20 protein-coding genes and 1 pseudogene are annotated in these 21,839 nt (G+C 39.8%); 18 read left to right on the top strand and 3 right to left on the bottom strand.

The window, feature by feature from the left end:
- The first annotated feature begins 18 nt into the window (after positions 1 to 18).
- The 16 genes and pseudogenes from aroA to HMPREF2780_RS09650 all read left to right on the top strand — a co-directional run bounded on the left by aroA (position 19) and on the right by HMPREF2780_RS09650 (position 15,034).
- Positions 19 to 1,302 carry a 3-phosphoshikimate 1-carboxyvinyltransferase gene (gene aroA, locus HMPREF2780_RS09725; RefSeq protein WP_061595950.1) on the top strand — a complete coding sequence of 428 codons (1,284 nt, stop codon included), beginning with the start codon at positions 19 to 21 and terminating at the stop codon, positions 1,300 to 1,302.
- Entirely contained in the window at positions 1,295 to 1,780 is a 486-nt protein-coding gene (locus HMPREF2780_RS09720) for a shikimate kinase (protein WP_061595949.1), read from the top strand. Before aroA ends, HMPREF2780_RS09720 begins: the two co-directional genes overlap by 8 nt.
- The gene (gene pheA / locus HMPREF2780_RS09715) at positions 1,771 to 2,598 is read left to right on the top strand and encodes a prephenate dehydratase (protein WP_061595948.1); all 828 of its coding nucleotides are present in this window, start codon (positions 1,771 to 1,773) and stop codon (positions 2,596 to 2,598) included. Before HMPREF2780_RS09720 ends, pheA begins: the two co-directional genes overlap by 10 nt.
- A gap of 14 nt (positions 2,599 to 2,612) precedes the next feature.
- A complete protein-coding gene (locus tag HMPREF2780_RS09710; RefSeq protein ID WP_061595947.1) occupies positions 2,613 to 3,944 on the top strand; it encodes an LCP family protein in 1,332 nt (443 codons plus the stop codon).
- An 86-nt stretch (positions 3,945 to 4,030) separates the two neighbouring features.
- The gene (rlmD, locus tag HMPREF2780_RS09705; RefSeq protein WP_061595946.1) at positions 4,031 to 5,389 is read left to right on the top strand and encodes a 23S rRNA (uracil(1939)-C(5))-methyltransferase RlmD; all 1,359 of its coding nucleotides are present in this window, start codon (positions 4,031 to 4,033) and stop codon (positions 5,387 to 5,389) included.
- 127 nt (positions 5,390 to 5,516) lie between these two features.
- On the top strand, positions 5,517 to 6,323 hold the full coding sequence (locus tag HMPREF2780_RS09700; RefSeq protein WP_061595945.1) for an alpha/beta hydrolase: 807 nt from the start codon (positions 5,517 to 5,519) through the stop codon (positions 6,321 to 6,323).
- An 11-nt stretch (positions 6,324 to 6,334) separates the two neighbouring features.
- A pseudogene (locus HMPREF2780_RS09695) lies at positions 6,335 to 6,447 on the top strand (ADP-ribosylglycohydrolase); the annotation flags it as partial.
- Positions 6,448 to 6,566: 119 nt separating this feature from the next.
- A complete protein-coding gene (locus HMPREF2780_RS09690) occupies positions 6,567 to 7,184 on the top strand; it encodes an SAP domain-containing protein (RefSeq protein ID WP_105026555.1) in 618 nt (205 codons plus the stop codon).
- A gap of 39 nt (positions 7,185 to 7,223) precedes the next feature.
- Positions 7,224 to 8,078, top strand: coding sequence for an ADP-ribosylglycohydrolase family protein (locus tag HMPREF2780_RS09685; protein WP_061595943.1), 855 nt, complete (start codon positions 7,224 to 7,226; stop codon positions 8,076 to 8,078).
- A 115-nt stretch (positions 8,079 to 8,193) separates the two neighbouring features.
- A complete protein-coding gene (gene gggC / locus HMPREF2780_RS09680; RefSeq protein ID WP_061595942.1) occupies positions 8,194 to 9,735 on the top strand; it encodes a streptosactin export ABC transporter GggC in 1,542 nt (513 codons plus the stop codon).
- A 186-nt stretch (positions 9,736 to 9,921) separates the two neighbouring features.
- Positions 9,922 to 10,593 (top strand): CPBP family intramembrane glutamic endopeptidase, encoded by a 672-nt coding sequence (locus HMPREF2780_RS09675; RefSeq protein ID WP_061586196.1) that lies wholly within the window; start codon positions 9,922 to 9,924, stop codon positions 10,591 to 10,593.
- A 274-nt stretch (positions 10,594 to 10,867) separates the two neighbouring features.
- The gene (locus HMPREF2780_RS09670; protein WP_061586197.1) at positions 10,868 to 12,625 is read left to right on the top strand and encodes a glycoside hydrolase family 13 protein; all 1,758 of its coding nucleotides are present in this window, start codon (positions 10,868 to 10,870) and stop codon (positions 12,623 to 12,625) included.
- 85 nt (positions 12,626 to 12,710) lie between these two features.
- The gene (locus HMPREF2780_RS09665) at positions 12,711 to 13,208 is read left to right on the top strand and encodes a hypothetical protein (protein ID WP_008809285.1); all 498 of its coding nucleotides are present in this window, start codon (positions 12,711 to 12,713) and stop codon (positions 13,206 to 13,208) included.
- A gap of 46 nt (positions 13,209 to 13,254) precedes the next feature.
- Positions 13,255 to 13,797: a ClbS/DfsB family four-helix bundle protein gene (locus tag HMPREF2780_RS09660; protein ID WP_048775200.1), complete on the top strand. Its 543-nt coding sequence runs from the start codon at positions 13,255 to 13,257 to the stop codon at positions 13,795 to 13,797.
- A 34-nt stretch (positions 13,798 to 13,831) separates the two neighbouring features.
- Positions 13,832 to 14,677: a DUF4300 family protein gene (locus HMPREF2780_RS09655; RefSeq protein WP_061594533.1), complete on the top strand. Its 846-nt coding sequence runs from the start codon at positions 13,832 to 13,834 to the stop codon at positions 14,675 to 14,677.
- A gap of 45 nt (positions 14,678 to 14,722) precedes the next feature.
- Positions 14,723 to 15,034, top strand: a complete 312-nt coding sequence (locus HMPREF2780_RS09650; RefSeq protein ID WP_048775162.1) for a hypothetical protein — start codon at positions 14,723 to 14,725, stop codon at positions 15,032 to 15,034.
- A 96-nt stretch (positions 15,035 to 15,130) separates the two neighbouring features.
- On the opposite strand, the gene HMPREF2780_RS09645 is transcribed toward HMPREF2780_RS09650, so the two are convergent.
- The 3 genes from HMPREF2780_RS09645 to HMPREF2780_RS09635 form a co-directional block, all read right to left on the bottom strand.
- Positions 15,131 to 15,721: a hypothetical protein gene (locus HMPREF2780_RS09645; protein WP_048775160.1), complete on the bottom strand. Its 591-nt coding sequence runs from the start codon at positions 15,719 to 15,721 to the stop codon at positions 15,131 to 15,133.
- Positions 15,722 to 15,840: 119 nt separating this feature from the next.
- Complete coding sequence (locus HMPREF2780_RS09640; protein ID WP_048775159.1) at positions 15,841 to 16,641, bottom strand: hypothetical protein; 801 nt, start codon at positions 16,639 to 16,641, stop codon at positions 15,841 to 15,843.
- An 11-nt stretch (positions 16,642 to 16,652) separates the two neighbouring features.
- The gene (locus HMPREF2780_RS09635) at positions 16,653 to 17,357 is read right to left on the bottom strand and encodes an ABC transporter ATP-binding protein (protein ID WP_008809279.1); all 705 of its coding nucleotides are present in this window, start codon (positions 17,355 to 17,357) and stop codon (positions 16,653 to 16,655) included.
- 262 nt (positions 17,358 to 17,619) lie between these two features.
- Between HMPREF2780_RS09635 and HMPREF2780_RS09630 the strand changes: the two genes are divergently transcribed.
- Positions 17,620 to 20,721, top strand: coding sequence for a DNA polymerase III subunit alpha (locus tag HMPREF2780_RS09630; RefSeq protein WP_061595941.1), 3,102 nt, complete (start codon positions 17,620 to 17,622; stop codon positions 20,719 to 20,721).
- Positions 20,722 to 20,792: 71 nt separating this feature from the next.
- Positions 20,793 to 21,803: a 6-phosphofructokinase gene (pfkA, locus tag HMPREF2780_RS09625; RefSeq protein WP_045635228.1), complete on the top strand. Its 1,011-nt coding sequence runs from the start codon at positions 20,793 to 20,795 to the stop codon at positions 21,801 to 21,803.
- Positions 21,804 to 21,839 lie beyond the last annotated feature (36 nt).

Raw genomic sequence — 21,839 nt, 5'->3', positions numbered from 1 at the left:
AATTGTGCGAGGTATTCCATGAAACTAAGGACAAATGCAAAAGGTTTAAGAGGAAGTTTGCGTGTGCCTGGTGATAAGTCTATCAGCCATCGCTCCATTATTTTTGGAAGCTTGGCCAAGGGTGTCACCAAAGTTCATGATATTTTGCGTGGAGAGGATGTCCTCTCAACTATGCAGGTGTTCCGAGAGATGGGCGTTCAAATTGAGGATAAGGGAGATCTTGTTGAAATCCATGGCTGTGGCTTTGATGGTTTGCAGGAACCTCAGCGTCCACTTGATATGGGGAACTCAGGTACCTCTATGCGCTTGATTGCTGGCGTTTTAGCTGGTCAGAACTTTTCTGCTCAGATGGTAGGAGATGACAGCTTGTCTAAGAGACCCATGGATCGTATCAGCCTGCCTTTGAGACAGATGGGAGTTGAGATTGCTGGTCAAACAGAGCGAGATTTACCTCCTTTGACTATTCATGGCAATCCAAAATTAAAACCCATTCAATATCAATTGCCTATTGCTTCGGCTCAGGTGAAGTCAGCCCTCATTTTTGCAGCTCTGCAAGCGCAGGGCGAGTCGCTGATTATCGAAAAAGATTTGACACGAAACCATACGGAAGATATGCTCTTGCAATTTGGCGGTCAGCTAAAGGTGGACGGCAAAGAGATCCGAGTAGCTGGTAAACAAGAACTGCAAGCTCAGGAAGTCGTTGTACCTGGAGATATTTCTAGCGCAGCTTTTTGGCTGGTAGCTGGTTTGGTTGTGCCAAACTCCAAAATTACTCTAACCAATGTCGGTATCAATGAGACTCGAACAGGCATCTTAGATGTGATCCAAGCTATGGGAGGCAAGTTGTCAGTGTCTGAGGTTGATGAAGTAGCCAAGTCGGCAACCATCACTGTTGAAAGCTCGGAACTTCATGGAACAGAAATCAGTGGAGAACTAATTCCTCGCTTAATCGATGAGTTGCCTATTATTGCTTTGCTAGCGACACAAGCTGAGGGACAAACCTTGATCCGAGATGCTGAGGAGTTGAAAGTTAAAGAAACGGACCGCATTCAGGTTGTAGCTGATGTACTCAATAGTATGGGGGCAGACATCCAGCCGACAGCGGATGGAATGATTATCCAAGGGAAAACACCTTTGAAAGGAGCTTCCGTTCATACATATGGAGATCATCGAATTGGTATGATGACTGCCATTGCAGCACTTTTGGTAAAAGATGGAAGTGTAGAACTTTCGAGAGCAGAAGCAATCAATACCAGTTATCCAGACTTTTTTGCTCATTTGGAGGACTTAGTGAATGTCTAAAATTTTATTAGGATTTATGGGGGCAGGCAAGACTACTGTCGGTCGCCTTCTGGATCCCAATTTTCATGATATGGATGAGCTGATTGTTAATCAGATTGGGATGTCTATTAATGACTTCTTTGCTCAAGAAGGTGAAGAGGCATTCCGAAAGATAGAGACAGCAACCTTGGAGAGTTTATTAGCAAATCAGGCAAAAATCATCTCTCCAGGTGGAGGAATTGTGGTCAATCCGCATAACCGAGATCTGCTTGACAAGAATCCATACAATATTTATCTACGAGTGGATTTTGATACTCTGTATCAGCGCATTGAGAATGATCTTGCCATGCAGCGGCCACTCTACTTAAACAACACACGAGAAGAATTTAAGAAAATTTTTGAAGCTCGCTTACCTCTTTATGAGAAAATTGCTACGCATATCATTGATGTAGCAGGAAAAACACCAGAAGAAATTGCGGAGATGATTCGATGCTTGTAGGCTATCTTGGGCCCAAGGGCTCTTTTTCTCATCAAGTAGCTCAGAAGGCTTTTCCAGAAGCACATTTAGAGTCCTATCCAAACATCACAGAAGTCATCAAGGCTTATGAAAGAGGTCAAGTGGACCTATCAATTGTTCCAGTTGAAAATTCGATTGAGGGCAGTGTTCACGAGACTTTGGATTATCTTTTTCATCAGGCGCAGATTCAAGCTGTAGCAGAGTTGATTCAACCAATTAAGCAGCAGCTTCTAGCCTGTCAGACTGATGGACCGATAGAGACAATCTTTTCTCACCCACAAGCTCTTGCTCAGTCTAAGACTTATATTCAGGAGCATTATCCGTACGCTAAGTTGGAAGTAACTGCTAGTACAGCTGCAGCAGCGCGTCTAGTAGCAAAACATCCAGAGAAGCCTTATGCTGCTATTGCACCAGAAACGGCTGCTGAGGAGTATGGCTTGCAACTTGTGGCAAGAGATATCCAAGAAATGAGTGAAAATTTCACACGTTTTTGGGTTTTAGGCTGTAAGAGACCGGAGTTCGCTTTAGAAAAACTTGCTCCCAAAAAGACCTTGGGATTGACTTTGCCGGACAATATACCGGGTGCTCTCTATAAGGCCTTGTCTGTCTTTGCTTGGCGAGGGATTGATTTGACTAAGATTGAAAGTCGGCCTCTAAAGACAGCACTGGGAGAATATTTCTTTATCATTGATGTCAATGGTGAACAGGAGTCTTTGCTCCAATTTGCTCTGGAAGAATTAACAGCCATCGGAATTACTTATAAAATTTTAGGACAATACAATGTCCATCTTATTGCATAAATGTCGGGGGAAATATGGCGAAACAACAAGACAATCTGAGCCATCATGAACAATTACGTTTAGATTATTTATATAAAAACTTTCATTACTTAAACGAGCGGGAACAGGAAGAATATAACTATCTGATGCGTAAGGCTCAGGGAGAGATTTTTGAGCCTAGCTACAGAGAAGAGGAAAAGCCTGTTTCTGACAAGTTGGAAGACTCTTTACCTGTTTACCCAAATAGAACAAACCGCAGAAAGGATCGGCAACAGTCTGAAAAAGCTGAGAAGCCTAAAAAACGGCGAATAGAAAAGCCAAGTCAGACTGACTCAGGTCCCGAGGGAGAGGAAAAGAAACCCAAAAAACGCAAGAAAAAATGGACCTTTGGTCGTGTCTTGAAATGGGTACTTACTTTTATCGTTCTCGTATTGGCTGGAATGCTTGTCATGTTTATCAAAGGAGTCTGGTCAGTACCAGCTGAAAACAAACCGACAGCTGAAGTCTTTCATGGTGAAGATAGTCCAAATGGAACCAATATCCTTATTTTAGGGACAGATGGTCGTGTTGGACAGACTTCTGATGAAACGAGAACTGATACCATCATGGTTCTCAATGTTGGGGGCAAAGATAAGAAACTGAAATTAGTCAGCTTTATGCGGGATACTCTCGTTAATATTGAAGGTGTTAGCCAGCCTGGTGAGTATGATCAGAAGCTCAACTCAGCCTATACCATTGGTGAGCAAAATAATCACCAAGGGGCAGAATTGGTGCGTGAAATGCTCAAGGATAATTTTGATATCAATATCAAATACTATGCCTTGGTAGACTTTTCAACCTTTGCGACAGCTATTGACACTCTCTTTCCAGAAGGCGTTGCTATGAATGCTCAATTTTCAACGATTGATGGCCAGCCTGTAACGGAAGTAGAAATCCCAGATGACCTCAATATGAAGGATGGCGTGGTTCCCAATCAAACCATTAAAGTCGGTCCGCAGCGGATGGATGGCAGAACCTTACTTAACTATGCGCGTTTTCGTAAGGACGACGAAGGTGACTTTGGTCGGACTCGTCGCCAGCAGGAAGTATTGACAGCCGTGATCCAGCAATCCAAAAATCCAATGAAACTCTTTTCAGGCTCAGAAGCTTTGGGTAAGGTCTATGCAATGACCTCTACAAATCTACCTTACACTTTCCCTTTGACCAATAGCTGGTCTCTCTTGAGTGGGGCAGCTGGTGGAGTTGAACGTGTCACTATTCCTGACTTAGGCGACTGGCAAGATGCCTATGACATGTACGGTGGCCAAGGTCTCTTGATCGACTTTGAAGCCTATAAGGCCAAATTACAGCAAATGGGCTTGAGATAGATATCTATGATATAATGGAAGGTAGGACAAGTTTCTACCTTTTCTTTTGGGAAAATGGCAGAGCGATAAAGCAGAAAGAGAAAAATATGTTAAAGAAAAATGATATTGTAGAAGTTGAAATTGTGGATTTGACACATGAGGGAGCAGGAGTTACCAAGGTTGATGGTTTGGTTTTCTTTGTAGAAAATGCTTTACCAACTGAGAAAATCCTCATGCGAGTCCTTAAAGTCAATAAAAAGATTGGCTACGGGAAAGTTGAAGAATACCTTACACATTCTCCACATCGTAACCAAGACCTTGACCTAGCTTATCTACGCTCAGGTATCGCTGATTTGGGGCATCTAGCCTATCCAGAGCAGCTCAAGTTTAAAAGCAAGCAAGTCAAGGATAGTCTCTACAAGATTGCAGGAATTTCGGATGTAGAAGTTGCTGAAACGCTTGGTATGGTGAATCCAGTCAAGTATCGAAATAAGGCGCAGGTGCCTGTTCGTCGAGTGAATGGTGTCTTGGAAACTGGCTTTTTCCGTAAGAATTCGCATGACCTTATGCCCCTTGAAGATTTCTTTATTCAAGATCCTGTCATTGACCAAGTCGTGGTGGCTCTTCGAGATCTGCTCCGTCGTTTTGATTTGAAGCCTTATGATGAAAAGGAGCAGTCTGGCTTGATTCGGAACCTCGTTGTGCGACGCGGGCACTACTCAGGACAAATCATGGTCATTTTAGTGACAACTCGTCCTAAAGTTTTCCGAGTGGAGCAATTGATTGAGCAAGTCATCAAGCAATTCCCAGAGATTGTATCTGTCATGCAAAATATCAACGACCAAAATACCAATGCGATTTTTGGCAAGGAGTGGAAGACTCTTTATGGTCAAGACTATATTACCGACCAAATGTTGGGAAATGATTTCCAAATTTCAGGACCAGCCTTCTACCAGGTCAATACTCAAATGGCGGAGAAACTCTATCAGACAGCCATTGACTTTGCAGGATTAAAAGAAGATGACGTGGTTATCGATGCCTACTCAGGAATTGGAACGATTGGTCTCTCTGTCGCTAAGCATGTCAAGGAAGTCTATGGTGTGGAAGTGATTCCAGAAGCGGTTGAAAATAGCCGAAAGAATGCGGCAATCAACGGGATTACCAACGCCCACTATGTCTGTGACACAGCTGAAAATGCCATGAAGAACTGGCTTAAAGATGGGATTCAACCAAGTCTTATCCTAGTGGATCCACCAAGAAAAGGCCTCACAGAAAGCTTTATCAAAGCAAGCGCTCAAACAGGAGCAGATCGCATCGCCTATATCTCTTGTAATGTTGCAACTATGGCGCGTGATATCAAACTATATCATGAGTTAGGATATGAGTTGAAGAAAGTCCAGCCGGTGGATCTGTTTCCTCAAACGCACCACGTCGAGTGTGTAAGCTTGTTAGTGAAACGAAGTTAATCCTCAAAAGATTCACCCAAACCTTTTGAGTCCCACAAACGCATCATGTTGAGGCGGTGTCACTGCTTGTACGAGCTGATTAAACAAGGGTGTAGCTAGTGAAAGTCCTACAGTAAGGAGTTTAAACATGAAATTCCATGAATTTGGTAATAAGAATTTGCCTCCTATTTTACTGATACACGGTGGCGGCAGTTCTTGGTGGAATTATCTTCGTCAAGCACGTATCTTGTCAGAAAAATACCGTGTTATTTTACCTACTTTGAATGGTCACGGCGAAGAATATCAACTTGATTATGTTTCTACTGAAGATTCTGCCTTGGAAATCTTGGACTATATCAAAGAGAATTGTGGTGGAAAATTGTTTGCGATTGGTGGCGTTTCACTTGGCGGTCAAATTGCCATTGAACTTTTGTCCTTAGAGAGCGGCATAGCTGAGAAAGCTATCATAGACGGAAGTATCTGTATTCCTCAACCAAGGTTTGCTAAAATCAGCATCTTTCTAGTGTCTCTATTTGGTAAACTGATGTTCAATAAATTCTCTTGCAAACTTCAGTTCAGCATGATGAACAAACTCTATCCTAAACTGGCTTATCCAGAGGAAATAAAAGCTTATTATTTGGAGGATTTGCCAAGGACGCCTATCAAAACATTGGTGACCATTTACAAAAACTATATGGGATGTTACAAGCTGAAAGATATGATTTCTGCTAGCAAGGCTCAGGTTCTGTATATCTATGGTGAAAAAGAATTGAACTGTGTGAAAGAATCAGCGAAATTATTTCAACAGCTACATTCAAAGACAATTTTGTATGAAGCAAAGGGCTATAACCACGGCTATTTATCAGCTTACTTGCCTTATGAGTGGATTGATTTGGTGGTGCCATTTTTAAAGAGTGATTCATTAGAAATGTGTAACGAATCTGATATGCCATAAGGAGGAAACGGATGCTCGGAGTAATTGTTGGAGACATTGTAGGTTCTGTTTACGAATGGAACAATATCAAAACTAAGGACTTCCTTTATTTCTGAAGGACTGCTTTTTTACAGATGACACGGTAAGTCCGAACAGCTGAGTGTGTAAGCTTGTTAGTGAAACGTAGCTAATCCTCAAAATAAAGAAACTAAAACTCCATTATTTTGAGATGACAACCTAAACTGTTTTTAAGGAGGTGTTATATTGATAGAGAGTAGACCTGAGTTTGATAAAATCACATCCTTTGATGAATTTAATAAATACTATTGGTATCGTGATGAACTTTCACAGATATGCAAGTCATTAGGGCTTGAATATAGAGGTACAAAACAAGAACTCAATGATATTATTGAGCAGTACTTCAAGGGAAACTTGATTAAAAAATCATCAGTAAAAAGAAATAAGAAACGAGTAGAAGTCGTTACCTTAGATACGCCCTTACTTGAATGTGGATTCTCCTTTAATGCACACTTTAGAGAATATTTCTCAACTTTAACAGATGTTTCACCCTTTAAATTTACTGCGGATATGGCTACTGCTTGGAGAAAAGTAAAAAAAGAACATGATTTGAGTTTTACAATTCAAGATATGCTAAAAGTTTATTATGGAAATTCAGACTATGCCAAGTATGATCATTCGGTTTGTCAATGGAATCAATTTCTAAAGGATTTCTGTGCAGACGAAAATAATCGTAATTACTCGAATAAACTAAAAGTAGCCTCTATTCTTTGGAAAGAAGTTAGAAATTCAAAAAATGAAAAAATTTACTCAAAGAATCTTTTAACTGAATATGCTGATAAAGTAAAAGAGTATGGAAAGTAGAAATTTCTGTCTAAACCAATAGTTCGTAAGGAGGATACCATGCTAGGAGCAATTATTGGAGACATTGTAGGTTCAGTTTACGAATGGAACAATATTAAAACGAAGGATTTTCCCTTATTTCGTGAGGATTGTTTTTTCACAGATGATACGGTTATGACCTGCGCTGTTGCTGAGGCTATTATGAATGGTGGTCAGAAAGATGACTTTATTGACGCCATGAAGAAATATGGCAAAATGTATCCTGATGCGGGCTACGGTGCTCGGTTTAGTAGTTGGATCAATAGTGACAATCGTGATCATTACAATAGCTTTGGAAATGGATCTGCTATGCGTGTTTCTCCCTGTGCTTGGGTTATGGACTGTGGTTTTTGTGCGAGAACTGGTATGACACCATCAACTAGAGAGCTTGCACGACTTTCTGCAGAAGTCACCCATAATCATCCTGAAGGTATCGAAGGCGCCATGGCGACAACTGATGCGATCTTTCTGTGTCGTTATTACTTTGGAGGTTATTGTGGGGATTATGAGCAACCAATCAATGATAACACTTCAGAATGTAAGAGACTCATCAAGGAGCATATAGAGGAGGAGTATGGGTATAACCTTTCTCAATCACTAGATGAAATCCGCCCTACTTACCGTTTCAATGAAACTTGTCAGGATACCGTACCCCAGGCCATTATTGCATTTCTGGAAAGTAGAGACTTCGAAGATGCTATTAGAAATGCCATCTCCCTTGGTGGCGATAGTGATACACTTGCTGCAATAACGGGGAGTATAGCTGAGGCGGCATATGGTATTCCTGATTGGATCAAGGAAAAGGCCTATTCCTATCTAGATGAGCCGTTAAAGGATGTAATTAGCCGATGGAAAAAGTTCATTCTAGGAGGATAATAGAGGCTTTTGGTGTTACATACACATTTTATACAAAATATTAAGCCCTTATATCCCCATCTAGATAAAAAACGACCATCTAAGTTGGTAAATAACTTCAGGAGGTTTATACGCTATGCTTAGATCTTATGTAACTAAAAAGTATTTATTCTTCTATTTTGTGGCGATTATGATTACTTGGCTGGAGGCTGTCATTACTCCAGCTTTGATTCAGTATATTGTCTCTAGTTTTACCAATCACCAGTTGCATTTGCTGTGGCAGGTCTTGATTTGGGGGATTGTGGGAAATTTGATTCTCTTGCTGGGTTTGGCGGGGAAACGCTATTACTATGCACGAGTGCTGACGGACTTCAAGTCGGGCATTAAGCGGGCTATCTTTCAGACTTTCTTATATAGCCGTCGGATAGCGGATGAAGAGGTTTTGTCCGACCTGGAAAATGATGTGAAACAGCTAGAAGATAACTATATTGAGCCGACTGTCATTATCATTTCTTCTTTGGGATTTACAACCGTCTCCATCTGCTATGCTCTCTGGACTAATTTTCATCTCGGCTTGCTCTTTATCATTTTTTATTCGATACCAGTTCTTTGTAGCAGTATAGGTTCTAAACGCTTGGATGCGATTACTAAGCAGAAGTCCATGGCTAACCAAGGCTACGTCTCTCAGGTGACCAATATGATTGCGGGTGCTCGTCCCATACGGCATTATCGGGGACAAAGCTTGTTTTACAATCTTTTTTCCAAAGATTTGCACAAGACTTTAGAGCAAGAAATCGCCTATGAAAAGCAGCGGACGCTAAACAGCCTCTTTATCAATGGGATTGATGCCTTTTGCTCGGTCGCGCCTATTGTCATTGGTGGTTTCATGACTTATTATAACTACCTATCTGCAGCCAGCTTTGTTGGGATTTACCTAGTATCGCACAATATCGGCTACCAATTTCAGGAGCTATCTTACTTTATCAATACTAGAAAATCAGCCAAGTCTCTCTGTGATAAGTATCAAAACTTGCTGGGAGAGGAGTGGAAAATGCCTTCTGTTCTTGAAGGTTCCGTCTTTCCTATCCAGCTAGAGCGAGTCAGCGTAGAGCGTCATGGTCAAGAAATACTAGCCCCTTGTGACCTTACCATTGAGGAAGGGGAAAAGATTGCCATTATCGGAGAAAGCGGGTCTGGGAAAACAACCTTACTGAACCTCATCTATGGTGAAATCATGCCTAGCCAAGGTCGGATTCGTTACCATGGACAAGAGCTAAACTCGGATGAAATCTATCAGGCAGGAGCCTACATTCTCCAGTCCAGTCATGTCTTTGATGGCTTGAGCCTAGAGGAAAATATCGCTTTGGGCCAAGAATTGGATTCCAGAAGGATGGAGGAAATCCTGCAGCAAACTGGTTTGAAAGCTCTCCAATGCAAAACACCAAGCAATCAAACCCTTTCAGGCGGTGAGAAGCAGCGGTTAGAAATTGCCCGTGCTCTCTATCACAATCGCCAATTTATCCTAGCTGATGAAGTTAAAGCCAATCTGGACCTTAAAAACCAAGAGAAAATCAATCAACTTCTCTTCTCTCTCCCACAAGCAATCGTAGAAGTGATTCATCACTATAGCGATGAGGACTTGGAGCGTTATGATAAGGTGATAAAACTGGATAGATAGGTGGAGGTATAGATTTCAGAAAGGAGTGGCAGAGGCCATTCCTTTTTATAGGTTGGAAAATAAGATGATTAGCTTTTTTTCCATTTATAATATACAATAATATTGATTCCGATTAGGAGATTGGAATTTATATTGTTCGATAAAAAATATTGATGATGTCTTACTAAATCAAGGAGGAATATTGTTTTGACTGATTCTGCTAAAATAGATAAAAAGTATTTTTATACTACTATCATTGGTTTGTTTCTAATGGCAGTATTGTCTTTGACAAAGATAATACCTGAACTTTCTTTATCAGGTCTCACCGTACTGATTGGTATTCTCTTTTTCTTTGTTCTTGAACATTTTGATAAAAAATCACATATAGAATCGGGCTTGCGCTTTAAATCATTTTTCGATGATCTTAAAAAACAAGGAGTAATTCTTTTGGTCTTGTTTCCTGTAGGATCCGCTGTGGCAACATTGCTTATCGGCGATATGGTATTTAAGGGCGCTTTTACTAGTCATGTTTTGGGAAGAACGAATGGTATGTTATCCTTTGATAAAATACCACTCCTTATGGTTCAAATAGTAATCGCAGCCTTGGGGGAAGAAATTGCATGGAGAGGTTTCTTTCTTGGTAAGTCAATGAGAATTCTACCATTTTGGCTTTGTGCCATTCTGTCTTCTTTATTGTTTGCGATAGCCCATATTTCTAGTGGTAGTGTTGGACTTGTAAGCTATGATATTTTCATGATTTCTGTTGATAGTATCATCTATGCAATGATTTATAAAAAGTCTGGGAATTGTTTGATTTCTGCACTTTCTCATATTCTCGGCAATGCAACAGGAATTCTTTTGCTAATGATGTATATCTAGAAAGATTTTAATGTCATCTAGCTAATAAAGAATTTTCATTTTAGAACGGTAATGGCCACTATCAGTAAAAGTGGGCTAGATGACTTGATTTAGAAAAGTAAGGAATCTTTCTAAAAACTTGAATAACTAAAAGCCTTGTCTCCAAGGCTTTTTAATATTCCCTTTCCCAAACTTGAACAATAGCTTGCAATCATTTTTTTAAAATAGTATACTAGACTCAAGCTATGAAAACGTTTGCTTTAAAAATTGAAAGAGAAAGTTTAGGAGACAAAATATGGAATTAACAGCCATTTATCACAGACCGGAGTCAGAGTATGCCTATCTTTATAAAGAAGGTCAAGTGCATATCAGAATTAGGACTAAGAAAGAGGATATAGAGAAAATCGTTTTGCACTATGGGGATCCCTTTATCTTTATTGAAGATTCTTATGAAGACGCGAAAGATATGGTCAAGGTGACCTCTGATGCCTTATTTGATTATTGGCAAGTAGCTGTCTCTGTGCACTTTGCTAGGCTCCAGTATATTTTTGAGCTTAAGGATAAAAAAGGTCAAAGCGTCTTGTATGGAGATAAAGGTTTCACTGACAATAGTCCAGAAAACCTTCATTACGAAGGCAATGGCTTTAAACTCCCTTATATTCATGAGATTGATGGCTGCCAGGTTCCTGACTGGGTTTCAAAAACGGTCTGGTATCAGATTTTCCCAGAACGTTTTGCAAATGGAAATGCTGAACTTACGCCAGAAGGAGCTCTAGATTGGGATTCGTCAATCACACCTAAAAGTAGTGATTTCTTTGGTGGAGATTTACAAGGAATTATTGACCATCTGGATTATTTGCAAGACCTAGGTATTACAGGGCTTTACCTCTGTCCCATCTTTGAATCGCCAAGTAATCATAAGTACAATACGACGGATTACTTTGAAATTGATCGACACTTTGGGGATAAGGAGACTTTCCGTCAACTGGTGGACCAAGCTCATCTGCGTGGGATGAAGGTCATGCTGGACGCGGTTTTCAATCATATGGGCGATCAATCCGCTCAATGGCAGGATGTTCTCAAGCATGGTGAAAAGTCAGCTTACAAAGACTGGTTCCACATTCAAGAGTTCCCAGTGACGAATGACAAGCTTGTGAATCCCAAAGAACTGCCTTATCATACCTTTGCCTTTGCCAGCTATATGCCTAAGTTGAATACGGCAAATCCTGAGGTGAAAGACTATCTCTTAAGCGTTGCGACCTATTGGATTGAACAGTTTGATATTGATGCTTGGCGGCTTGATGTGGCTAATGAGGTTGATCATCAATTCTGGCGAGATTTCCGCAAGGCTGTTTTGGCCAAAAAGCCTGACCTTTACATTCTTGGAGAGGTTTGGCATACGTCTCAGCCTTGGCTAAAAGGCGATGAGTTTCACGCTGTCATGAATTATCCCCTATCCGATAGTATCAAGGACTACTTTTTGAGCAGGAGCAAGAAGACCAGTCAATTCATAGCTGAGATGAATTGCCAGTCCATGTACTACAAGCAACAGATTTCTGAAGTTATGTTTAATCTCTTGGATTCGCATGATACAGAGCGCATTTTGACGACAGCTCAAGGGGATATCCAGCTGGTCAAATCCGCGCTTGTCTTTCTCTTTTTACAAAGAGGGGCGCCTTGTATTTATTATGGGACTGAGCTAGAATTGGGCGGAGGTATGGACCCGGATTGTAGAAGGGTCATGCCTTGGGACCGTGTTTCTAATAGCAATGACATGCTCAATTTTATGAAGGACTTGATTCAGCTTCGCAAGGAAATTGCGGACATTATTCAGCATGGGAAATTTACCTTAGAAGAAATCGCTCCTGATGTGCTGGCTTTAGAATGGCAACATGATCATCAAGTAATCCGAGCCATTTTTAATCAGTCCAAAGAGAATTATCTCTTAGACAAAGATTCAGCTGATTTGGTGAGTCGATGCCAAACTGATGGCCAGCAACTTGTCATCTTACCAAAGGGATTTGTAGTTTATTGTGATGAGTCTAAAAAGTAATGGAGTAGAAACAAAGGAACTCGGACAAACAGGATCTTTAAACCTTCTTTTTTAAAATGTTAGAATTTTTTCATGGTGGTGTAAGATGAAATCAAAAGAGCTTCTGAAGCAAAAGTTGACTAATCTAGCTAGCGGGGAATTGGCAGCTGTTGTAGTATTTTGGATGAATTTTTTCTTGCTTAAAAAATGGATTCTCACTACTAAAGCCTTCATTTCTATTTCTTTCTCCTTGTTTCTCCTAACTTTTATCTTGATACAAGGATCCGTTTTTTGGTGGATTTTAATCAAGAGGATTTCCAATCCGAGATTTGCTGAAAAGTATACTGGAAAGATTTACAAGATATTGAAGAAATTGGATTTTATTTTACTAGCTACTGGAATTTTTGTGATATTATTGAATCACGGAGAAGTTTCCACGTTCATTATTTCTTTTTCGATTTGGATGTTTGCTCTTATAGAGTGGGTAAATTACTATCTACTGCAATTGTCCTACAGCTTGAATCCTGCTGTTTTATGGAGATACCTTAGACATAGGAAATTGAAAAAGAGTAAAATAGCAAAGGAAATTGAGAAAATCTTATAATGCTGATGATTTCCAAGAGCTGAAAGTTACAAAGGAGCGCAATCTTATGCCAAGACCGAAAACTAAAGAAGATTTGATGCTAGCTGCTAAGGAAAACTTTGAGAAGCTACAAACTCTTATTTCCAAATTGTCTGATCAAGAGTTAATACGGCCCTTTGATTTTTCTGGGGATGAAAAGAAGAAAGAGGCCCATTGGAGACGAGATAAAAATCTAAGAGATGTTTTGATTCATCTCTATGAATGGCATCAGCTCTTGTTGAATTGGGTGCATTCCAATCAAAAGGGTCAAGAGCAGCCCTTTCTTCCTGCGCCCTATAACTGGAAGACTTATGGAGAGTTGAATCTGGAATTTTGGCAGAAGCATCAAAAGACTTCTCTAAAAGAGGCAACTCAGATGTTTCAGAAATCGCATCAAGATGTTTTGGACTTAGCAGACACATTTACAAACGAAGAATTATTTTCAAAAAATGTCTATAAATGGGTCGGAGGGACTGTACTAGGTTCCTATTTTGTAAGTGCTACTTCCAGCCATTATGACTGGGCTCTGAAAAAATTGAAGGCTCATCAGAAAAATTGTAAGGTAAAATAGTCTGTAGAAGACAAGAATTAGAGAGAAATAAAATATGAAAAAATACAGCAAAATAATCTTGTCCTGCGCCTGCCTAGCTTTAGCTTTTGGGCTGGCAGCATGTGCTAGTTCGCAGAAAAATAATCAAACAAGTCAAACTACATCGACTTATTCAAATCTAAACAATAAAAAGAGTGTCGAAGAAGTGAAGAGTTTGTTATCAGCTCATTTGGATAAAGACAGTGTGGATAACTTTGTCAATCTAGTCAATGATTACAATGGCCTTGTCGGATCGACCGGATTAAGGGGCGATTTCACTAAGTTTACCAAAACTGAATATGATGTAGAAAAAATCAATCCCCTATGGCAGGCAAAGAAGGGTGATTTTATCGGGACAAATTGTCGGATTAATACTTATACTTTGCTGAAAAATAGCATCGAAATTCCTCAAGTGAAAAAAGACGACGAACTTTTGTTTATCGATAATGATTCGATTGACAAGGGGAAGCTCTTTGATGCTAAGGATAAGGAAAAGTTCAATATTCTATTCTCAAGGGTCAAGACAGAAGCGACTCAAGATGTCAAAGTCCATGCTAAGAAGATGGAAGAATACTTCAAACAGTTCAAGTTTAATGAAAAGGCTCGAATGCTATCAGTCATTGTTCATGATAATCTTGATGGCGATTCTCTTTTTGTAGGTCACGTCGGTGTATTGGTCCCAGATAAAGAAGGATATTTATTTATCGAAAAGCTGACCTTTGAAGAGCCTTATCAGGCAATCAAATTTGCGACCAAGGAAGATGTCTACAAATACTTGCAGACCAAATATAAAGACTACACAGGGGAAGGTTTGGCCAAGCCCTTTATCATGGACAATGATAAGTGGGTAGAGGGTAAATAGTGTGCTCTGTTAGCATTAAGAAAATAGAAGATGGAGATTTAGCGTATGGAATTAAAAGATTTTACAGAAAAAGAGCAGGAGCAGATCAATCAAGGGCTCAGCACTGCAGAAATTTCCGATAAGGAAGTTGCTAAAAAGATTCTGGCACTCGTGCCTGAGGAATGGATTAAGAGGATTCCTTTCTTCGTGAGAGGGCATGCGACGACCAAGACCGTTGAACGAGTTGCTAAGCAATATCCTGAACTATACGCTGTCGCTAAGCAACAAGGCGAACTTCCCGACAAAGAAAGAGAAGAATTGCGCGCCATTATGACAAGCATTTTTGAAGAAAAGATGAATAAACATAAGATTAAGTAAGCGAATTTCAAGGTGGTCTGAAAAAAGTCTTACTTAATACTTGCATACAAAAAACAAGTGACGGCATCAATAAAAGATGCGGTCACTTGTTTTATATTATTTATTTTCAACCTCGTTTTGGAAAACTAGGTTAGGTTTCAATTCTAGTACCTTTTCAAAAAAAGCCATCAAGTATTGGTATTTGTTAGGATCAATAATTCCCAAACCAATCTGTTGTTGCTCCGTCCCATTTTTTGCATAAAGGAAGAAATTTTTAGTTTTTACATTGCCAGCATGAACCCACTCTATCTTTAAAGTGATGGACTCAATTTCATCTAAGTAAACAGGCATAAGGAGTCTCTTTTTAACGAGAAAGAGAGCGTCTCGGTAGAGATAAAGAGAGTTAAAATCATCTTTAACGAGTGCCTTTTCTTGGATGAGCTGGTGCTGGTCTGCAAGCTCAGGATAGCGTTCGTAAATGCTTTGATATTTTTCTCGGATTTTTTGCGGTGCTTTTAATGCTAAGTGGCCAAAAGCAATAACGATTCCTAAAAGAATAATTCCAAAGATTCCAGAGAAAACAAGTCCAACAGTGTCATTCTTTTGGAGAGCAGATGGGAGATTAAAAAGAAGAAATATCAGGCCAAGACTCCCCAAAATGACCCAGATTAGTGAAGACGTAACAGAAGCTTTGATTTCTTTTTGCATGAAAGCAACTCCTTTAAATAAAATATACAGTCTTATTGTAACACGAATAAGCGCCCTTGAAAACTAGAGTAAAAGAACAATCAGAAATTTCTGATTGTTCTTTTGATGATTTAAGATTTTTATTCAAGGTTTAGCTTAGTTCGAGTAATATAGTAAACCCCAAAATAGAAAAGAAGAAGTTTTATAATCTCATAAGTATAAGCAGACAGGAATGAGAACTGAATAGGCGGTTCGGAATAAGAACCAACATATTGTGCATAGGTAATCGCATAGATGAAAGGATTTGTGAAATAAAGCTGACGATTCAGTACTCCTATTATAATCCATAGAACAAAGGCTGCTACAAAGGACATTAAAATGCGATGATTTTGGAAAAGCTGTCCAATGGAAATAGACAAGTATAGGAATAATACAAAAGAAATCGAACCTAGAAGCAAATAGAAGGCTATTTGAAGAGTAGGAATCAATGGAATGTAGGAAAGAAGAAGACCAATTTTATTGAGGACATCAACCCCTGAACCAAGAGCTACAAGAAAAGCCATCCAGATGATGCTTAGGAAAATTCCCAAGACGCTCGCAATATACCAAATAGTTGCCATTGTCATTTTTGAAAGGATGATTTGGTGGGCATTTGCGGGCAGTGTCCAAGTCAAGTATGCTTCACGACCAAAAATATTTTGATAGAAACGTCTAATGGTAATGACTAGGTTAGAAATAACAAGTGCTGTACAGGTTGAAAAGAATACAATAGTAAAGAATGAATAGACTGCTGAGACAGCATCATCTGACGTAATTCCAGTAGATATACTGTTAGACAGCATCAGACCAAATATTGATGAGACAATAGCCAGAATTAAGAACAAGACGCCATATAATTTTCCGGCTGCTTTAAATTCATATTTTAATAATTTCCCAAACATAAATCTCTCCTTTAAATTCTAAACTGATCACGGAAGATATGGTCAATAGTGTTGTCATGTTTTCTGCGAAGCTCATTAGCATCTTCCTGCAACAAGATTTCCCCATCTTTGATAAAGATGACATCATCAAGAATATCTTCGATATCGGAAATCAAGTGGGTAGAGATCAACACAGAAGAATTCTCTGAACGGTTTTGAATAATTGTCTTCAAAATATAGTCTCTGGCTGCCGGATCCACACCACCAATTGGTTCATCAAGAACGTAGAGATCAGCCTTTCGACTCATAACTAGGATCAATTGAACCTTTTCTTTATTACCTTTTGAAAGATTCTTCAAACGACTTTTTTCGTCTAAATTGAGATCTTCTAAAAGGTGGTTGGCCTTTTCTTCATCAAAGTCAGAATAGAAGTCTTTGAACATAGCAAATACTTCTTTAATTTTCATATTATCACCAAGATAAGTTGTATCTGGTAGATAAGAGACAGCCTTTTTCGTTTTTGGAGAAGGTTTTTCTCCGTTGATAAGAACCTGTCCAGAAGTCGGTTGCAGAAGACCATTGATAAGTTTGATGATAGTTGTTTTTCCACTACCATTTGGTCCTAGCAAACCAACAATACGTCCAGGTTGGATATCCAAGTTAACACCAGAAAGAGCTTCAGTCTTTCCATAATTCTTTTGAACATGCTCCAAACGAAGCAAAGATGAAGTTGACATATAAACCTCCTAAAAGATACAAAGCTAACAAGACAGCATCATGCGGTATTGATATTAGATTTGATTCTTAGTTGCCAGTACAATTAGTATTATTTGGGCTAAAAATCAATATGCTTTTAAGATATTATATAGTTTGTTAAAAAAAAAATCAAATTTGTTCGGAGATTCCATAGATTCTCTAAGGCTTTTTTTGTCATTGGTTTCTTCTTTTTTTAAATTCTAGTATAATAGGAACTAAAGATTACAAGCGAAGGAGAGGCCAGTGATTGCACAGTTAGATACTAAAACAGTATACAGTTTTATGGACAGCCTCGTCTCAATTAAAAAATATGTGGAAAAGGCGAAAGAATTTGGTTATAGTCACTTAGGGATTATGGATATGGATAATCTCTACGGAGCCTATCATTTTTTAGAAGAAACAAAAGTAGCTGGAATTCAGGGGCTTTTAGGTCTGGATTTGAACTTAGTCAAAGATGGACAGCCTTTGTCCTTACGATTGTTGGCGATAAACAGCCAAGGTTATCGGAATTTGATGAAGGTTTCAACTCTCATCATGCTTGATAAAAAAGAGTGGTCAGATATTCAGCATTTGATGCAAGGTTTGGCTCTGATTGTTCCTGCTTATCCTGGAATTGATGATTTAGATCTGGGAAAAGATTATTACATTGGGGTTTCTCCAACGACTCCTCTTCAAGATTTTTCAAGGCCTACGCTACCTCTTTATACTGTCCGCTATTTTGATACAGGAGACTTGGAAACCTTGCAGATGCTGAGGGCTATTCGAGAGAATGTTAGTCTGAGAGAGGTAGGGGATTTGCCAAGCGGTCAGCATTTTTTGCGACCCGAGCAACTTAGGGACGCTTTTGAGAAGACCTTTCCAGAGAGTTTGGAAAATCTTGAAAGACTAGTTCAGGATGTCCATTATGATATCGATACAGAGTTAAAATTGCCACGTTTTAATCCGGAGCGTCCAGCAGTGGAAGAACTACGTGAGCGCTCAGAAGCTGGGCTGAAAAAACGAGGCTTAACAAGCTCTCTCTATCAGGAACGCCTCAATCAGGAACTTGCTGTTATTCATCAGATGGGCTTTGATGATTATTTTCTCATCGTATGGGATTTGTTGCGTTTTGGACGTAGTCAGGGTTATTACATGGGAATGGGGCGAGGCTCTGCAGTAGGAAGTCTGGTGGCTTATGCTTTAGAAATCACAGGAATTGATCCTGTCAAAAATAATCTACTCTTTGAACGCTTTCTAAATCTGGAACGCTACACTATGCCTGATATTGATATCGATATTCCAGATGTATACCGGCCGGAATTTATTCGTTATGTCCGTGATCGTTATGGTACACTTCATGCTGCCCAAATCGTGACTTATTCGACCTTTGGAGCTAAGCAGGCCATTCGTGATGTTTTCAAACGCTTTGGTGTCGCAGAGTATGAGCTGACCAACATCACTAAGAAGATTCGCTTTGGAGATAGTCTGAGTACAGCCTATGAAAAGAATATTGCATTCCGACAGATTATCAATAGCAAGTTAGAGTATCAAAAGGCCTTTGACATTGCTAAAAAAATCGAAGGGAACCCCCGCCAGACCTCTGTTCATGCGGCGGGTGTTGTAATGAGTGACAATGATTTGACAGACCAGATACCACTCAAATATGGCGAGGATATGTATATTACTCAGTATGACGCCCACGGAGTCGAGAGCAATGGACTTCTCAAGATGGACTTTCTAGGTTTGCGCAATTTAACCTTTGTCCAACGAATGAAAGAAGCTGTCATAAAGAAATATGAGATAGACATCCAAATTGAGTCCATTGATCTGGAGGATAAAAAAACTTTACAACTTTTCGCTACTGGTGATACCAAAGGAATCTTTCAATTTGAACAGCCAGGAGCCATCAGTTTACTCAAGCGAGTTCAGCCTGTTTGTTTTGAAGAAGTAGTCGCTACAACCTCTTTGAATCGACCTGGTGCTAGTGATTATATTGACAATTTTGTCAAGAGAAAGCATGGTCGTGAAGCTGTTGTCTCAATTGATGAAAGCCTAGATGATATCCTGTCTCCAACCTATGGTATCATGCTCTATCAGGAGCAGGTCATGCAAGTTGCCCAGCGCTTTGGGGGCTTCAGTCTAGGAAAAGCCGATATCTTACGCCGAGCCATGGGTAAGAAAAATGCTGTAGAAATGCATAAGATGGAGGAAGAGTTTGTCTTAGGCGCAATGAAGCTTGGACACTCAGAAAAGAAAGCTAAAGAAGTCTTTGCCATCATGGAGAAATTTGCTGGCTATGGCTTTAACCGAAGTCATGCTTACGCTTACTCAGCCTTAGCCTTTCAGTTGGCCTATTTCAAGGCTCATTATCCAGAAGTTTTCTTTGATGTTCTCTTAAATTATTCTAGCAGTGACTATGTTACGGACGCACTTAGCTTTGGATTTAAGCTTGCTCCCTTGACCATCAATACAGTCCCTTATCGCGATAAATTTGAGGAAAATCAAATCTTTCTAGGTCTGAAAAATATTAAGGGACTTCCTCGTGGTCTAGCTTACTGGATTATTGAAGAGCGACCTTTTACTGGAATTGAGGATTTTCTGCTACGCTTACCATCCCAGTATAGGAAAGAGTCTTCTTTGATTCCTCTGATTCAGATTGGCCTTTTTGATAGTTTTGAGTCTAACCGTCAAAAGATTATCTCCAATCTAACAAACCTCTTCATTTTTGTGGAAGAGCTGGGAAGTCTCTTTGCTGATAGCAGTTATTCATGGACAGAGGCTGAGGATTATAGTCAGTCTGAAAAGTTTGAGTTGGAACAATCTATTCTTGGCGTTGGCTTATCAGATCATCCTTTAATGACCATTGCCAAAGCGACAACAGAATCCTTTTCTTGGATAGGAGATCTAGCTGAAAACAGCAGGGCAAAAATTCTTGCTCAAGTCCAGTCTATCAAAGTTATTCGGACGAAAAATGGTGAGAATATGGCCTTTTTGCAGGTCACTGACACCAAAAAGAAACTGGATGTGACCCTGTTCCCAGAAACTTATAAGTTACTAGCGAATCGTATAAAAGAAAAAGGTATTTATTTTTTAACGGGGCGTATTCAGGAAAGGGATGGTCGTTTGCAAATGATTTTATCTGAGGCGGTAGAAGCTAGTTCAGAACGGTTTTGGATTCAGCTAGAAAACCATGAACATGATCTTCAGATTGCAGAAATCCTCCAACGATTTCCGGGATCGATTCCAGTTGTTTTACACTACGAAATTGATGGTAAAACAATCGCTGCACCGCATTTCCAAGTGGAAAAATCAAAGGATTTGCAAGAGGATTTACAAAAATTTACAATGAAAACGATTTATCGCTAAAAAAGGAAGAATTTTCCCTAAGATTGTGGTATAATCAGTTAGAATGTTAAAAGAAAAAGGAGCATAAACGAATGAAACGTATTGCTGTTTTGACCAGTGGTGGAGATGCCCCTGGAATGAATGCTGCCATCCGTGCAGTAGTTCGTAAAGCAATTTCTGAAGGAATGGAAGTATTTGGTATCTATGATGGATATGCTGGTATGGTTGCTGGTTCGATTCAACCATTAACAGCTGCATCGGTAGGGGATATCATTTCTCGAGGCGGTACTTTCCTTCACTCTGCTCGTTATCCTGAGTTTGCGCAAAAAGAAGGGCAACTTAAGGGAATTGAGCAATTGAAAAAGCATGGAATTGAAGGTGTCGTGGTTATTGGTGGTGACGGTTCTTACCACGGTGCTATGCGTTTGACAGAGCATGGCTTCCCGGCTGTTGGTGTACCAGGTACAATCGATAATGACATCGTTGGTACTGATTTTACAATTGGTTTTGATACAGCAGTAACAACAGCAATGGATGCGATTGACAAGATTCGTGATACTTCATCTAGTCACCGTCGTACTTTTGTTGTTGAAGTAATGGGACGTAATGCTGGAGATATCGCGCTATGGGCAGGTATTGCTACTGGTGCAGATGAGATTATTGTTCCTGAAGAAGGTTTCAAATTTGAAGAGATTGTGGCTAGCATCAAACGTGGATATGAGGAAGGTAAGAAGCACAATATCATTGTTCTTGCAGAAGGTGTTATGTCAGCGGATGAATTTGGTGAAAAATTGAAAGCTGCTGGTGATACAAGTGACCTTCGTGTAACTGAGCTTGGTCACATTCAACGTGGTGGTTCTCCAACTGCTCGTGACCGTGTTCTTGCTTCTCGCATGGGAGCACATGCTGTTGAATTGCTTAAAAAAGGAATCGGTGGTGTAGCCGTCGGTATCCGCAATGAGAAAATGGTTGAAAATCCAATTCTTGGAACAGCAGAAGAGGGTGCACTCTTTAGCTTGGCGCAAGATGGTAAGATTATCGTCAACAATCCGCACAAGGCAGATCTTGCTTTGTCTAGTCTAAATCGTAGTATTTCTATTTAATTTGTTATAAAGGTCAGAATGGCCAAATATATAAAA

The sequence above is a fragment of the Streptococcus sp. HMSC062B01 genome (assembly GCF_001811085.1).
Classification (GTDB): Bacteria; Bacillota; Bacilli; order Lactobacillales; family Streptococcaceae; genus Streptococcus; species Streptococcus gordonii.
This window is presented reverse-complemented; position numbering and strand designations above follow the sequence as displayed.

Excerpts from the sequence above, each read along its gene's own strand:
- aroA (WP_061595950.1), top strand. The coding sequence starts at position 19 with ATGAAACTAAGGACAAATGCAAAAGGTTTAAGAGGAAGTTTGCGTGTG.
- HMPREF2780_RS09720 (WP_061595949.1), top strand. The coding sequence starts at position 1,295 with ATGTCTAAAATTTTATTAGGATTTATGGGGGCAGGCAAGACTACTGTC.
- HMPREF2780_RS09645 (WP_048775160.1), bottom strand. The coding sequence starts at position 15,721 with ATGCAAAAAGAAATCAAAGCTTCTGTTACGTCTTCACTAATCTGGGTC.
- HMPREF2780_RS09665 (WP_008809285.1), top strand. The coding sequence starts at position 12,711 with ATGAAATCAAAAGAGCTTCTGAAGCAAAAGTTGACTAATCTAGCTAGC.
- HMPREF2780_RS09655 (WP_061594533.1), top strand. The coding sequence starts at position 13,832 with ATGAAAAAATACAGCAAAATAATCTTGTCCTGCGCCTGCCTAGCTTTA.
- HMPREF2780_RS09700 (WP_061595945.1), top strand. The coding sequence starts at position 5,517 with ATGAAATTCCATGAATTTGGTAATAAGAATTTGCCTCCTATTTTACTG.
- HMPREF2780_RS09685 (WP_061595943.1), top strand. The coding sequence starts at position 7,224 with ATGCTAGGAGCAATTATTGGAGACATTGTAGGTTCAGTTTACGAATGG.
- pheA (WP_061595948.1), top strand. The coding sequence starts at position 1,771 with ATGCTTGTAGGCTATCTTGGGCCCAAGGGCTCTTTTTCTCATCAAGTA.
- rlmD (WP_061595946.1), top strand. The coding sequence starts at position 4,031 with ATGTTAAAGAAAAATGATATTGTAGAAGTTGAAATTGTGGATTTGACA.
- HMPREF2780_RS09660 (WP_048775200.1), top strand. The coding sequence starts at position 13,255 with ATGCCAAGACCGAAAACTAAAGAAGATTTGATGCTAGCTGCTAAGGAA.
- gggC (WP_061595942.1), top strand. The coding sequence starts at position 8,194 with ATGCTTAGATCTTATGTAACTAAAAAGTATTTATTCTTCTATTTTGTG.
- HMPREF2780_RS09710 (WP_061595947.1), top strand. The coding sequence starts at position 2,613 with ATGGCGAAACAACAAGACAATCTGAGCCATCATGAACAATTACGTTTA.
- HMPREF2780_RS09635 (WP_008809279.1), bottom strand. The coding sequence starts at position 17,357 with ATGTCAACTTCATCTTTGCTTCGTTTGGAGCATGTTCAAAAGAATTAT.
- HMPREF2780_RS09640 (WP_048775159.1), bottom strand. The coding sequence starts at position 16,641 with ATGTTTGGGAAATTATTAAAATATGAATTTAAAGCAGCCGGAAAATTA.
- HMPREF2780_RS09650 (WP_048775162.1), top strand. The coding sequence starts at position 14,723 with ATGGAATTAAAAGATTTTACAGAAAAAGAGCAGGAGCAGATCAATCAA.
- HMPREF2780_RS09670 (WP_061586197.1), top strand. The coding sequence starts at position 10,868 with ATGGAATTAACAGCCATTTATCACAGACCGGAGTCAGAGTATGCCTAT.
- pfkA (WP_045635228.1), top strand. The coding sequence starts at position 20,793 with ATGAAACGTATTGCTGTTTTGACCAGTGGTGGAGATGCCCCTGGAATG.